Origin of the sequence: Shewanella sp. SP2S2-6, assembly GCF_031931965.1 — a bacterium.
Taxonomy (GTDB): domain Bacteria; phylum Pseudomonadota; class Gammaproteobacteria; order Enterobacterales; family Shewanellaceae; genus Shewanella; species Shewanella baltica.
This window is the reverse complement of the sequence record NZ_JAUOEQ010000029.1, coordinates 46180-58979: the sequence shown is the minus strand read 5'-3', so window position 1 is coordinate 58979 and position 12800 is coordinate 46180. Positions and strand designations below refer to the sequence as shown.

The following is a 12800-nucleotide window of genomic DNA, read 5'->3' as shown; positions in this document are numbered from 1 at the left end:
CAACCCAGCGACGTGCTTACAAGGTGACTACGCAGCGGAAACACTCAGATGCAGTGGCAGATAACCTGTTAAACATGAACTTTAATCCAGTATCGGCTAATCAGGTTTGGGCGGGTGACGTGACCTATTTAAAGACGGGTGAAGGCTGGATGTATTTGGCTGTGGTGATGGATTTATATTCACGCCGGATTGTGGGATGGCACATAGATAAACGCATGACCACAGATTTGATATCCAAGGCATTAATAAAAACCTACAACCTGCGCCAACCAGCGCGAGGGCTGGTATTCCACAGTGACCGAGGCTCGCAATATACCAGTAAGCAATTCGGTAGGCTGCTATCGAGCTATGGTATCCGAGCCAGCATGGGTGATGTGGGTGCGTGTTGGGATAATGCTGTTGTTGAGCGTTTCTTTGGGAGCTTGAAACACGATTGGATTTTTAAAGTTAATCAACCAACAAGGGAGTTTATGAAGCAAGATGTGACGGCTTACATGAAATATTACAACTTGGAGCGGCTGCATTCTGCTAATGACGATCTGTCACCGGTAGAGTTTGAAAATTCTCAAGTAAAAGTGTCCAGTTTGGGTTGACCAGTACACGCAGAGTTTAATGCTATCGCAGTAATTGCTTGTTAAACCGATCTTAGGTTAGATAAGTTACTTTTAGTTACAGCTGTAAAAGTGTCTTGATTAATTAATCCGTGCTCTACCACCTCTGTAAAATCCTCTATGCCAAAGTCTAGATGCAAGTAAAGATGACCTGCTTGAGTTAGTTTCATGTTGAAAAATGTTAATTAACAAAATCAGCTGGATCAAAGGCGATTTATCTCAAGATTATGAAATTTAATGTTTTTTATCGATATTTTATTTTGGTTTCTCAATTAAATTAACTTTTCTGGTGATATTTTGTTTAAAAAATCACCTTTAGTAAAATTTTTTATTCATAGCGCCTCTTTACACTAGTTTTTAGTCGGCCGAAATGTTGACACAGGTCAACATTTTGTGAAATGATGCCAGCGGGTCTATGCCTGTAAGGGCGTAGGAAAGGGAAGAAAAAACTAAGAATCACAAGAGAAAGACGAACTTACAGTAATTTTTTCGGCGAGCATTTTTTGCTTCTCGTTTTGTTGCTGGTAAGTTAAACCTTTTTATTCACTTCAAATTGGTTGGGAACTATGTCCAAGGTAAGCAATAGAACAAAAATCGCTACTGCACTTGTTGGCGTGCTGGCATTAGCGAGCAGCAACTTAGTGGTTGCAGATCCTCTTACCGACGTGCAGAAAGCGGATAGTATGATCCATGCTGATGCTGCAGCGTCGCAAAAGAATGTTGATAAGTATTTCGATCAAGCACAAGACATGCTTTTTGAGTATGGTTCTGTCGCGGATGAGCGTGAATCACTGAAATCATATAACGATTACGTTGCCAGCTTAGTTGCTGATCAACAAAAGACAATGGATTCAGTACAAAGCGACATTAATGGTGTTGATAAACTTCGCCAAGGTGTTGTGCCATTAATGTTTAAAATGGTTGAATCATTAGAACAATTCGTTCAATTAGATTTACCTTTCAACTCTGAAGTACGTACTAATCGTGTGAATGAGCTGAAAAACCTTCTTAATACTGCTGAAGTGACTTTAGCCGAAAAGTACCGTTTAATCCTTGATGCTTATAGCATCGAGCGTGAATATGGTAGCGCGGTTGCTGTTAACCAAGGTAAGTTAAACCTAGATGGTAAAGAAGTGTTGGTTGACTTCTTTAACTTAGGTCGTGTTGCTCTTTATGCACAGAGTTTAGATCAAAAGACTGGCTGGATGTACAACCCAGAATCTAAGGGTTGGGATAAGTTAGATGACAGCTATTTGCGTGAACTGACTAAAGGTATCCGCATTGCCCGTAAACAAGGTGCTCTAGATCTATTTGCGTTACCAATTCCTGCTGCGGAGACTGCACAATAATGAAGAAGTTAATTACTACAGCTGTGTTGGCTGCAAGTTTCTCTTTAACTGCTGGTATGGCTAGCGCTGCAGATGCGCCTAAGTCGATTGACCAATTATTGCAACAAGTTAAAGTTGAACGTGCTGCAGAAGGCAAAATCAACAGTAAACGTGAGCAAGAATTCCAAGCTGAACGTGGTGATAAAGCTGCACTGTTAAAGCGCGAGAAAGATGCTTTAGCGGCTGAAAAACAACGCGGTAAAGATTTAAACCAAGCGTTCTTAGATAACGAGCGTAAAATTGCTCAGTTAGAAGAAGATCTGAAAACTGCTCAAGGTGACTTGGGTGAGATGTTTGGTGTGGTTAAAGGTGAAGCCGGTGATTTCGCTGGTAAACTGGCAAGCTCAAACATCAGTGCTCAATACCCAAATCGTGATAAATTCATCGCTGATTTAGGTGCACGTAAACAATTACCTAAAATTGAAGAGCTAGAGCAATTTTGGCAAGAACAGCTGTTTGAAATGGCTGAGTCTGGCAAGGTTGTTAAGTTTGAAGGTTCAGTTACTGGAATCGACGGTAGCGTTAAAACAACGACTATCCATCGTGTTGGTGCTTACAACTTAACTGCTGATGGTAAGTACGTTGTTTATAACCCTGAGTTAGGTTTAATTCAGCAGTTATCTCAACAACCAGAAGGTTACCAAGTTAGCGCTGTTGCTGACTGGGAAAAAATCACTTCGGGTACTGCGCCATTCTATGTTGACCCTGCACGCGGCGTGCTGCTAAACATCTTCACCAACAAAGCTAGCTTTGAAGATCGTTTAGAAGCTGGTGGTACTATTGGTTACATCATTATTGCTCTGTTGGCACTTGGTTTATTAATCTCTATCGAACGCCTTGTCACTATGACGATTATTGGTGCTCGCGTGAATAGCCAACGTAAGAACGTCGATAAGCCTGGCAATAACGCTTTAGGTCGTATCTTGAAAGTTTACCAAGAAAACAAAGACGTTGATGTTGAAACGTTAGAGTTGAAATTGGATGAAGCGATTCTTAAAGAAACCCCAGCATTGGAAGCGCGTATTTCAATCATCAAAGTATTGGCCGCTATCGCACCTATGATGGGTCTGTTAGGTACAGTAACGGGTATGATTGCAACCTTCCAAAGTATCCAATTATTTGGTACTGGCGATCCAAAACTGATGGCTGGCGGTATTTCTATGGCGCTTATCACTACAGTTCAAGGTCTGGTTGCTGCTCTGCCGTTAATGTTAATGCATGCAGTGGTTGTTGCCCGTAGTAAGTCAATCGTTCAGATCCTTGAAGAGCAAAGCGCTGGTATTATCGCAGCACATGCTGAGAAGAGGGCTGACTAATGACGCTATACCTGATGGACATTTGGGATTCCGTCAGGGGCTTCATGGCCTCCGGAGGCGACGTCCTCTGGCTTGTAGCGGGTGTTCTGTTCTTAATGTGGGTATTGATGCTTGAGCGTTATTGGTATCTTAATTGGATATCACCAAAGCAACATAAAGCAATCATAGCTGCATGGGACGCCAGAGAGGAAACGACCTCTTGGTATGCACACCGCATCCGTGAAGCTTGGATGTCCCAAGCGAAGCAAGATTTGAATGCACGTATGCTGATTATTAAAACCTTAGTGGCAATTTGTCCAATGATAGGTTTGTTAGGTACCGTAACAGGTATGATTTCAGTGTTCGATGTGATGGCAGTTCAGGGGACGAGTAATGCTCGTTTGATGGCGGCTGGTATTTCTATGGCGACTATGCCTACGATGGCAGGTATGGTTGCAGCATTATCGGGAGTATTCTTCAGTACTCGCCTCGATGCCAAAATGAAAATCAGTTTAGAAAAGCTAAAAGACAGCATGCCGCACCACTAGAGAGAGATTGAACATGGCACGTAAAAAGCATTCCAGTATAGATGAGGAAGCGCAAATTGATATGACACCGATGCTCGACATCGTGTTCATCATGCTAATCTTCTTCATTGTAACAACGTCATTCGTGAAACCATCTGGTTTGGACTACAACAAACCAAAAGCTTCACAAGCGACTTCAAAGCCTTCGGCTAACATCTTTATCGGCGTCAGTAAAACAGGCGTGATCATGATGGAAAACCGTCAGGTTGATATCGAACGTGTAACAGCAAACGTTGAGCGTATGCTGGCTGAAGCTCCTGAAGCAGCTGTATTGATTCAGGCTGATAAAGACGCAATGCACGGCTTAGTTGTTAAAGTTCTAGACCAAGTGAAAGCAGCTGGTATAGATAAAATTTCGGTATCTGCGGGGAACGATTAATATGCTAAGAGCACTAGTATCGATCATTATTGGTGCTGCTGTGACTTTTGGTCTGTTCGCTTTTATGGCGTTCTTGGTCGGTGGCGGCGCACAGCGCGGCGAAACATCGGCCGAGACCCCTGTAATTGAAATCACTATGGATAGACAGGATTCAAAAGCACAGAATAAGCCAAGGGTAGTGCCTAAGCCACCACCACCACCAGAGCAACCACAGAAGCCTGATACAACGCCACCTGATTCATCAAGTAATATTGATACAGCAATGTCGTTCAATATGGGTGGTGTAGAGGCTGGTGGTGCAAGTACTGGTTTTAAATTAGGCAACATGATGACTCGCGATGGTGATGCTACGCCTATCGTTCGTATCGAACCACAGTATCCAATTGCTGCGGCTCGTGATGGTAAAGAAGGTTGGGTACAACTTCGCTTCACTATCAACGAACTCGGTGGTATCGATGACGTTGAAGTTATTCAAGCAGAGCCAAAACGTTTATTTGATAAAGAAGCGATCCGAGCACTGAAGAAGTGGAAGTACAAGCCAAAGATTGTTGATGGCAAGCCACTGAAGCAACCAGGTCAGACGGTTCAGCTGGACTTTACCTTAGATAAAGGAGGCAAATAACGATGCGTAATGTTAATAAAATCGCAGCTCTATTATTGCTTTCTATTTGTGGCGGATTATCTGTTTCATCTGCGGTAGCAGCTGAAAAGTGTGAGATCGATAAACGTCAATCTAAAGCTGTAGGTGAAGGCGCTGCGAAAAAAGTTCAGAAGTCGTTTGAAGCTTATACCAATGGTCAGCTGGACGAAGCCATTGCTATTTTGCTCGAAGCAAATGCAAAGAACGATTTCGATAAAGCCTATGTTGCACGCATGCTAGGTAACTTTTATGCCGAGAAAGGCAAAATGGATACTGCGATCAAGTACCTAAAACAAGCTGTTGAAGCTGATATTTTAGGTGGAACAGATCATGCTGCGACCATGCGTCTTTATGCGGATTTACTGTTACAAGAGAAGAAATTTAAGGAAGCGATTCCTTACTATTACAAGTGGATGGATTTTACTTGTAAAGCTGACTCTCAAATTTATCGTCGTATTGGTATTGCACACTCTGAGCTAAAACAGTGGGATAAAGTGATTGAAGTGGCCGATAAAGGTCTTTCATTAGCTGAGACTCCTGATAAAGGCTTATATCAGATGAAGCTAACTTCTTACTTCAATCAAAAGAAGTATAAGAAAGCTGTTGGCGTGTTAGAAGTCATGGTGCCATTATTCCCGGATGATGGCAGATTATGGGTTCAATTAGCGCAGTTTTATCTGATGGTTGAAGACTATGACAAGTCTCTTGCAACTTACGATTTAGCTTATAGAAATGGTTTCTTAGATAGTGCGGGTAACATTACTCGTTTAGCACAATTGATGGCACAGAAAGGTGCTCCATATCAAGCCGCTAAAGTCTATCAGAAGCATATGAAATCGGGCTTGATCGCTGAGGATGCTAAGTCTCTAGAGATTTTGGCTGGTTTTTATCAGAATGCAAAAGAGTTTAAACAAGCCGCTGAGTATTATGGTAAAGCTGCAGCTATCAGCAATGATGGTAAGACTTACTTGAAACAAGGTCGCTTACTGAACTTGAATGAACAATACACTGCAGCGATCCCTGTGCTTGAAAAAGCCATATCTATGGGTATTGATCATCCTGGCGAAGCAAACTTCGAATTAGCTTTGGCTCATTTAAGTTTGAAACAGTACAAGTCAGCTTATAACCGTGCAGTATTAGCTGCCAACGATAAAAAGACTGAGAAGAGTGCAAAAAGCTATATCTCTTATATCAAAGAGAAAGCACGTATGCATAACATCACACTGTAAGTGCTTGGCAGTTTTGTATCAGATTTGAAAGCCCCGTAAGGGGCTTTTTATTTGATGTAATTTAATGTCAAAAATTTACTGTAAGCGGATTAAAGCTTGAGATTGATCATGATTTTTTTCAAGATCTTGTGAGAGTTGGCTGACATTGCTGAAGAGCGATTCGATTTTGTTTTCTTGTGTTGGCAAGCAAATGCAGGCGGCCAGTTTATAATCGATTGTCAGTTTATGATTTTTACCAAAATTTTGATTGAAATCATAAATTTGTTGTTCTATTCGTTTTAACACTACCTCTGTTCCCACCTCATCTATGTTGAATAAACCCAGTGCGAAGTGATTATGATCAAGTCTAGCTATCATATCTGTTGCTCTTAATAGTGCTTCTTGCACTTGTTTGGTAAAGAATTCGAGTAAATGGGGTTGTTTGACGGTTTCATGAATGTGAGGGCACAGATACAATAGTGCCAAGCTTTGGTGTTCTCTTATATGACGATGCCATTCTCGGTTGAATACTTCCATGAAATAGGTTTGGTTATAGACTCCAGTTTCTGGATCCCTGAAACCTGAGTTGCGGAACGAGTAGATCATAGATTAACTCCGATAGCAGACCTTGAACTAAGTATAGAAACAGTTCTGCAATAGCGGGCCAAAAAGGAGAAATAATAAAATGAAATTGGGTTTATTGGCAGGATCGATAGCGTTAATTTTTGCCCTTCAAGGTTGTTCTAAGCCTGAAGCCACGGCAGTTCAAGAAAACAGTCAATCAAATGCCGTTGCTGAGCAGGGCGAAACACAAACAGCAGAGCAGCGCTATTTATCGCTAGTGGATGCTTATTTTAAAGATTACCTAAAGCTTGAGCCTATTTACGCTACTTTTGTTGGTGTTAATGACTATAACGCTGATTTCGGTGGTGATTTAACTGAGGATTACCTCAAAGCTCGCCATGATCTTAACTCTCACTATTTAGCCCAGGTGCGCGCGATAGATCCAAAACAACTGCCCGCGGATCTACAGTTAAGTTATGACCTGTTTGTCTATGACCGAGATATGGCGTTAGTTGACGAAACTTTCCCTTCACGTTTTATGCCGATAAGCCAGTTCTATAGCACTGTCATTACTATGGTGCAGCTTGGTAGTGGCGAAAGTGCGCAACCTTTTAATACTGTCGATGATTATCGTAATTGGGAACAGAGGGTTGATGGTTTTATCAAGTGGGTAACGCTTGCTGAAAATCGGATGAATCAAGGCATTGAAAGTAAAGTGGTGCTACCGCGGGTGTTAGTAGAGCGCATTATTCCCCAGTTAGACGCTATGCTAACGACTGATGCGACTCAGAGTATTTTTTACTCACCCATTCAACATTTCCCCGAGAGTTTTTCTGAGCAAGATAAAGCCGAATTGACCACCCGTTATCAAGCCATGATAGCCGAGCGTATCGTGCCAGCGTTGACGGACTTGCGTGATTACTTTAAGCAAACCTATTTACCTAAGTCGCGGGCGACTGATGGTTGGTCTGGTTTACCTAACGGCAAAGCTTGGTATCAGCATCTGGCTAACTCACATACGACCACCACTATGTCTGTGGATGAAATTCATCAAATTGGCTTAAGTGAAGTGGCGCGAATTTTATCTGAGATGGATAAGGTACGTGAGCAAGTCGGTTTTAAGGGCGATTTAAAGGCATTTTTCGCCTCTTTATCATCCGAACCTCAGTATTTCTACAGCGACCGTCAAGGTTTGATTGATGGTTATATGGTGTTGAAAGATAAAATCAATCAAGTGCTCCCTAACTACTTTAATGTGATGCCTAAAGCTGATTACGTGGTTAAGCCAGTTGAAAGTTTCAGAGAGCAATCTGCAGCGGGTGCTTCTTACGAATCACCAGCGGTGGATGGCAGTCGTCCAGGTGTGTTCTATATCAACACTTATAATCTTAAGGCGCAGCCAAAGTGGGGCATGACGACCTTATCTTTGCATGAGGCTGCTCCTGGGCATCATTTCCAAATTGCGATCAAGCAAGAGCTAACTGGTGTGCCTGAGTTCCAGCGTTTTAGTGGTTATACGGCATTCGAGGAAGGTTGGGCACTTTATGCTGAGTACTTAGGTATTGAGATGGGCTTGTTTACTGATCCTTATCAGTATTTTGGCAAGCTTTCCGATGAAATGCTGCGTGCGATGCGCCTAGTGGTGGATACCGGTCTTCATTCAAAAGGCTGGAGTCGTGAACAAGCAATTCAGTACATGAAAGATAACTCGCCGATGGCTGAAAGTGACATAGTCGCTGAAGTGGAGCGCTATATGGCAATCCCTGGTCAAGCTTTGTCTTACAAAGTCGGCCAGCTGAAGATCCTGGCACTGCGAGCCCGCGCTGAAAAAGCCTTGGGTGATAAATTTGATTTAAAAGCGTTCCACGATCAAATCCTCACCTCAGGTTCATTACCTATGGCGGTTATGGAAAATAAAATTGACCGTTGGATAGCGTCTAAACAGGCTTAGCCCGTAATATGCCGTTATTTGACTTTGATGTGAATGACGGCATTTTAAGACTTTTTTATTCAACAGAAAGTTTTTATACTGTTGATTCAAAACCTGTTAAAACGGATGTTTTAATGGGAATATCAATGATATTTGGGGCAAATGTCTCATGATCCTCACAGGAGTTTTACTATGGTCCAGGCAACAGCAAGACATTTGTTAGTCAGCAGCGAAGAGCAGTGTCAAGCGCTGAAACAGCAAATATTGGAAGGCGCGGATTTTGCTCAAATTGCTCGCGCGCACTCTTCTTGCCCATCAGGTGCCCAAGGCGGCGAATTGGGGTCATTCGGTCCTGGTATGATGGTGAGAGAGTTTGATGAAGTTGTCTTCAGCGCGCCATTAAACGAAGTGCAAGGTCCAGTTAAAACGCAATTTGGTTTTCATTTACTCGAAGTGACCAGCCGCGCGTAAGTTTTACGGCTTATTTGATACAGCTTGTTTGATACGGCAGCGTTTGCTGCCGTTTTTGTTTTATCTGCTCATCACGGAGTCACTATGCTGGAACTCTACACCGATAGATTGAAACTCAGGAGCTTACAAGATAGCGACTGGGAACAGTTTTATGCGTTGCACAGCGATCCTGAGATTAATCGCTATGTGCGAGTGCCAGAGTCGCAAGAGGTGATCCGCAGTAAGTTTCAGCAGCGCTCCGATACTTGGTTTTACGGTTCAGGCGATTGGCTCACCTTAGTGATTGAGACCGTCGATACAGGGCAATTTGTCGGATTAACAGGCCTTTATTGTCAAAGCCTTGATGAGCAGCGTGCAGAAGTGGGTTACTTACTGGCCGCAGAGGGCCACGGCAAAGGTTATGCGACTGAGAGCTTAATGGCGGTTATTGATTGGGCCTGCTTAAGTTTTAATGTGCATAAATTTGTTGGTCATTGCGCCAAAGATAATCATGCATCGGCGCGGGTTCTTGAAAAGTGTGGCTTCAGGCTTGAAGGCTTACTCAGGCAGCAATTCAAAGTCGGTGAAAACTGGCTTGATGAATCGGTCTTCGGCTTACTTGCCGATGAAAGACGTCTCTAGCCAAATTATCTTCAGCGGATTTTATGCGGTGCTGGTATAATGCCGCAGGTTTATTTTTAGAAGGCGTGTATTAAGTGGCGCAAATTAATCAATTGGCTTTGCATTCTGGCGAAGATTTCATTGAATTGTACAAAGTATTAAAAGTGCAGGGCATGAGCAATGCTGGCGGCGAAGCCAAGCATTTTATCGAGGAAGGTCAAGTCACTGTGAACGGTGAAGTTGAAACTCGTAAGCGTAAAAAAATTATTGCGGGCGATATCGTCAGCTTTAATGGTGAATCAGTTCAAATCATTGCGGCAGAATAAGCCTGAAACAGTGGAGCAAGATATGCAATTTCCAGATGATGACAATGGTAAAATGCTGGCCGCAATGGCTGAAGCAGGAATCGATTTAACGAAAGAGTTAGATGTTGATTTCTTTTTGGTTTTTGATGATCAGCGCGATGCCGAAACGGCGTTAGAAGAACTCACAAATTCTGACTTGCAAGGCGAGCTTGAGTTGAATCTGAATGATGAGCTGGGCAAGTGGGAAATCATTGTTTGCCTCAATATGGTACCTGATTACGATACTTTGGTTGAGCAAGAAGTCATGTTGAATGATTTTGCTGCCGAATTCGGTGGCATGACCGACGGTTGGGGCGTAATGCAACACCAAGACGGTGACGACGAGTTTATGGACGATGATGACCATGAACATGTCCACGGTGCTCATTGCAATCACTGATGCTGATTTGCTTTGACCTTTGAGTTTGAAACCACCTTCTTGGTGGTTTTTTATTACCGTTTTTCTGCGATCATTTGCTGCATTTTTTTCAGCACTTCATAGTCTCATTTGTCACATAGAGCGTTATCGCAGCTTGCTGAAACTGTGACATTCCAAATGTTGTTTAGTGGCGATAAGGCGCAAACACTTCTAACAACCAGTCGATAAAAGCTTGGGCTTTTAACGGCAAGCTAGGGGACTTGGGCGTGAGCAGGTAATAGCGATAGGGGCTGGTGAAAGGGGCGTCGAAGGGGATGACTAAGCTGCCGTTTGCCAATTGCTCTTCGATAAAAAATCGCGGAATAAGCGCTGCACCCATGCCACTGGCGGCGGCTTGGCTCAGCATGTAGAAATGCTCGACGCCAAAGGTTTGTGCTTGGGTGAGTGTTAAGCCCACTTTTTCTGCCCAATATTCCCACAGTTCGGGTCTTGTAGTGTGTTTCAGTAAGGTGACGTGATTGATATCCTCGATGTTTTGTAGTTTTGGCGCTAACGATGGCGCGCAAACTAAACACAAATCTTCATCCATCAGCTTGATATAATTCGCGCCCTTAGGAATAGCTGTGCAGCTGCGAATCGCAATATCATAACGGCCTTGGCTAAAGTCCACGGCAAAGTCACCAATCGACAAATCAACATAAAGGTGCGGATGGCGGGACTTAAACTGCTCCATTCTCGGAATGAGCCAATTAATGGTTAAGCTTGGCAGCACATTGATGGCTAAGGTTTGTGGCTTAGAAGGCTGGCGGCGTAGGTCACTCGTTGCACTTGACAGGGTTTGCAGCGCGGCTTGGACATGGGGCAAATAGCGCTTGGCTTCATCGGTTAAACTGACTCTTTTATGTAGGCGCACAAAAAGCGCAAAACCCAAATAATCCTCTAATACTCGGATTTGTTTACTGACCGCACCATGGGTGACATGCAGCTCCTTGCTGGCTAATGTCATGCTCTGCAAGCGTGCAGCCGCTTCAAAAGCTCGGAGGGAATTGAGTGGCGGCAGTTCGGTCAACATTTGATGTCCTACAGTTGGGGAATTAGAACAGGATTACAGATTTTGTGTGAGTTTAACTCACGCAGTGACGACAATAACTCCTTTGCGTTTATTTGGCAAACGCAGTCTAATGCCTAGCAATCACTCCCTTTTTTTATCAGAAGAATAATAAATCATTATGGAATTTGAACTGACGCTACAAATCGCTGCGATACTTTTTGCCGTCGCTATGGTGGCAGGTTTTATCGACGCTATCGCCGGTGGCGGTGGCTTGTTGACGATTCCTGCACTCATGTGGGCTGGCTTGCCGCCTGCGGTTGCATTAGGCACAAATAAGCTGCAGGCCTGTGGTGGTAGTTTTTTTGCGAGCTTGTATTTCGTCCGCAAAGGGTTAGTGGATCTTAAATCCGTAAAGTTAGCCTTGATCTGTGCGTTCATCGGCGCGGCATTAGGCACGATTCTCGTTCAACTCGTCGATACCAAAGTGCTGGAATTAATGTTGCCATTTTTGATTTTGGCAATTGGTTGTTACTTCTTATTTTCGAAAAAGATTTCTGAAGACGATAAGCATCAAGTGCTGACACCTACCGCGTTTGCGTTCACTGCCGCGTTAGGTGTGGGATTGTACGATGGTTTTTTTGGTCCTGGCACTGGCAGCTTTTTTGCGCTGGCGTTTGTATCGTTAGCGGGGTTTGGTCTGGCTAAGGCTACGGCTCACGCGAAACTACTTAATTTCTCAACCAACATAGCTTCGCTGATTTTCTTCGCCTTGGGCGGCAAAGTGATTTGGTTATTGGGGGGGGTCATGCTCGCAGGACAAGCGATTGGCGCAACTTTGGGTTCTCGTCTGGTTGTGACTAAAGGCACGAAGATTATCAAGCCACTGGTCGTGACTATGTCCCTTGCCATGAGCTTTAAACTCCTCGCAACGCAATATCACTTATTCTAATTGATTGTTTCTTATCAATAAGCGCAGCCTTAAACGGCGGATTAGTTAATCTTCGCGCGTAAGCTTAAGTTATTTTATTTTATTTTATTTTATTTTATTTTATTTTATTTTTATTTTTATCTTTATCTTATCTGAGTGACGTTCACCTTGGCTCATAAGTTTAGCTGAGGTGGATATTGCTTAGAATATCCTCTAAAGAGGATCGCAACGCCTCTTCCTACTTTGCAATAGGTATACTCTTTCAAGGTTTTTGAATAGTATAACCTGTCAATTTTAATGCACTTTTTGGGCTTCTAATTTTCTATGTGCATTTTAACGCTATGTCTTTATTTAATACGATTTAACCCGATTTGCATGCAGTGTCTATCTCGTCTGCCTTATTTTTGCGTTGATGTACCGGCACA

15 protein-coding genes are annotated in these 12800 nt (G+C 43.2%); 13 read left to right on the top strand and 2 right to left on the bottom strand.

Going from position 1 to position 12800, the window contains the following annotated elements; translation table 11 throughout:
- From Q4Q57_RS17015 to Q4Q57_RS16985, 7 genes are all read left to right on the top strand, one after another.
- Positions 1-593 (top strand): IS3 family transposase (locus Q4Q57_RS17015; protein ID WP_311891479.1); only part of this gene is annotated, 593 nt, incomplete at its 5' end.
- A gap of 584 nt (positions 594-1177) precedes the next feature.
- Entirely contained in the window at positions 1178-1960 is a 783-nt protein-coding gene (locus tag Q4Q57_RS17010) for a DUF3450 domain-containing protein (protein WP_106650162.1), read from the top strand.
- On the top strand, positions 1960-3315 hold the full coding sequence (locus Q4Q57_RS17005; RefSeq protein WP_006087404.1) for a MotA/TolQ/ExbB proton channel family protein: 1356 nt from the start codon (positions 1960-1962) through the stop codon (positions 3313-3315). Before Q4Q57_RS17010 ends, Q4Q57_RS17005 begins: the two co-directional genes overlap by 1 nt.
- Positions 3315-3842 carry a MotA/TolQ/ExbB proton channel family protein gene (locus Q4Q57_RS17000; RefSeq protein ID WP_006087405.1) on the top strand — a complete coding sequence of 176 codons (528 nt, stop codon included), beginning with the start codon at positions 3315-3317 and terminating at the stop codon, positions 3840-3842. Before Q4Q57_RS17005 ends, Q4Q57_RS17000 begins: the two co-directional genes overlap by 1 nt.
- A 13-nt stretch (positions 3843-3855) precedes the next feature.
- Positions 3856-4260 (top strand): ExbD/TolR family protein, encoded by a 405-nt coding sequence (locus Q4Q57_RS16995; protein ID WP_006081158.1) that lies wholly within the window; start codon positions 3856-3858, stop codon positions 4258-4260.
- A gap of 1 nt (position 4261) precedes the next feature.
- Positions 4262-4882, top strand: coding sequence for an energy transducer TonB (locus Q4Q57_RS16990; RefSeq protein WP_006087406.1), 621 nt, complete (start codon positions 4262-4264; stop codon positions 4880-4882).
- Positions 4883-4884: 2 nt separating this feature from the next.
- Positions 4885-6129 carry a tetratricopeptide repeat protein gene (locus Q4Q57_RS16985; protein WP_220592595.1) on the top strand — a complete coding sequence of 415 codons (1245 nt, stop codon included), beginning with the start codon at positions 4885-4887 and terminating at the stop codon, positions 6127-6129.
- A 75-nt stretch (positions 6130-6204) separates the two neighbouring features.
- On the opposite strand, the gene Q4Q57_RS16980 is transcribed toward Q4Q57_RS16985, so the two are convergent.
- Positions 6205-6714 (bottom strand): diguanylate cyclase domain-containing protein, encoded by a 510-nt coding sequence (locus Q4Q57_RS16980; protein ID WP_107947065.1) that lies wholly within the window; start codon positions 6712-6714, stop codon positions 6205-6207.
- 79 nt (positions 6715-6793) lie between these two features.
- On the opposite strand from Q4Q57_RS16980, the gene Q4Q57_RS16975 reads away from it, so the two are divergent.
- The 5 genes from Q4Q57_RS16975 to Q4Q57_RS16955 all read left to right on the top strand — a co-directional run bounded on the left by Q4Q57_RS16975 (position 6794) and on the right by Q4Q57_RS16955 (position 10417).
- Positions 6794-8623 carry a DUF885 domain-containing protein gene (locus tag Q4Q57_RS16975; protein WP_311891478.1) on the top strand — a complete coding sequence of 610 codons (1830 nt, stop codon included), beginning with the start codon at positions 6794-6796 and terminating at the stop codon, positions 8621-8623.
- Positions 8624-8794: 171 nt separating this feature from the next.
- Positions 8795-9073 carry a peptidylprolyl isomerase gene (locus Q4Q57_RS16970; protein WP_006081163.1) on the top strand — a complete coding sequence of 93 codons (279 nt, stop codon included), beginning with the start codon at positions 8795-8797 and terminating at the stop codon, positions 9071-9073.
- An 84-nt stretch (positions 9074-9157) separates the two neighbouring features.
- Positions 9158-9694, top strand: coding sequence for a GNAT family N-acetyltransferase (locus Q4Q57_RS16965; RefSeq protein WP_107947067.1), 537 nt, complete (start codon positions 9158-9160; stop codon positions 9692-9694).
- Between the two features lie 74 nt (positions 9695-9768).
- Positions 9769-9999 carry an RNA-binding S4 domain-containing protein gene (locus Q4Q57_RS16960; protein WP_006081165.1) on the top strand — a complete coding sequence of 77 codons (231 nt, stop codon included), beginning with the start codon at positions 9769-9771 and terminating at the stop codon, positions 9997-9999.
- A gap of 22 nt (positions 10000-10021) precedes the next feature.
- A complete protein-coding gene (locus Q4Q57_RS16955; protein WP_006087411.1) occupies positions 10022-10417 on the top strand; it encodes a ribonuclease E inhibitor RraB in 396 nt (131 codons plus the stop codon).
- Positions 10418-10580: 163 nt separating this feature from the next.
- Here the strand turns inward: Q4Q57_RS16955 and Q4Q57_RS16950 are convergent, their stop codons facing one another.
- A complete protein-coding gene (locus Q4Q57_RS16950) occupies positions 10581-11468 on the bottom strand; it encodes a LysR family transcriptional regulator (protein ID WP_311891477.1) in 888 nt (295 codons plus the stop codon).
- 157 nt (positions 11469-11625) lie between these two features.
- On the opposite strand from Q4Q57_RS16950, the gene Q4Q57_RS16945 reads away from it, so the two are divergent.
- The gene (locus Q4Q57_RS16945) at positions 11626-12396 is read left to right on the top strand and encodes a TSUP family transporter (RefSeq protein ID WP_311891476.1); all 771 of its coding nucleotides are present in this window, start codon (positions 11626-11628) and stop codon (positions 12394-12396) included.
- Positions 12397-12800: the final 404 nt, after the last annotated feature.

Coding starts and splice junctions, on each gene's coding strand:
- Q4Q57_RS16945 (WP_311891476.1), top strand. CDS start 11,626: ATGGAATTTGAACTGACGCTACAAATCGCTGCGATACTTTTTGCCGTC.
- Q4Q57_RS17005 (WP_006087404.1), top strand. CDS start 1,960: ATGAAGAAGTTAATTACTACAGCTGTGTTGGCTGCAAGTTTCTCTTTA.
- Q4Q57_RS16995 (WP_006081158.1), top strand. CDS start 3,856: ATGGCACGTAAAAAGCATTCCAGTATAGATGAGGAAGCGCAAATTGAT.
- Q4Q57_RS16980 (WP_107947065.1), bottom strand. CDS start 6,714: ATGATCTACTCGTTCCGCAACTCAGGTTTCAGGGATCCAGAAACTGGA.
- Q4Q57_RS16950 (WP_311891477.1), bottom strand. CDS start 11,468: ATGTTGACCGAACTGCCGCCACTCAATTCCCTCCGAGCTTTTGAAGCG.
- Q4Q57_RS16970 (WP_006081163.1), top strand. CDS start 8,795: ATGGTCCAGGCAACAGCAAGACATTTGTTAGTCAGCAGCGAAGAGCAG.
- Q4Q57_RS16955 (WP_006087411.1), top strand. CDS start 10,022: ATGCAATTTCCAGATGATGACAATGGTAAAATGCTGGCCGCAATGGCT.
- Q4Q57_RS16965 (WP_107947067.1), top strand. CDS start 9,158: ATGCTGGAACTCTACACCGATAGATTGAAACTCAGGAGCTTACAAGAT.
- Q4Q57_RS17000 (WP_006087405.1), top strand. CDS start 3,315: ATGACGCTATACCTGATGGACATTTGGGATTCCGTCAGGGGCTTCATG.
- Q4Q57_RS16975 (WP_311891478.1), top strand. CDS start 6,794: ATGAAATTGGGTTTATTGGCAGGATCGATAGCGTTAATTTTTGCCCTT.
- Q4Q57_RS16985 (WP_220592595.1), top strand. CDS start 4,885: ATGCGTAATGTTAATAAAATCGCAGCTCTATTATTGCTTTCTATTTGT.
- Q4Q57_RS16990 (WP_006087406.1), top strand. CDS start 4,262: ATGCTAAGAGCACTAGTATCGATCATTATTGGTGCTGCTGTGACTTTT.
- Q4Q57_RS17010 (WP_106650162.1), top strand. CDS start 1,178: ATGTCCAAGGTAAGCAATAGAACAAAAATCGCTACTGCACTTGTTGGC.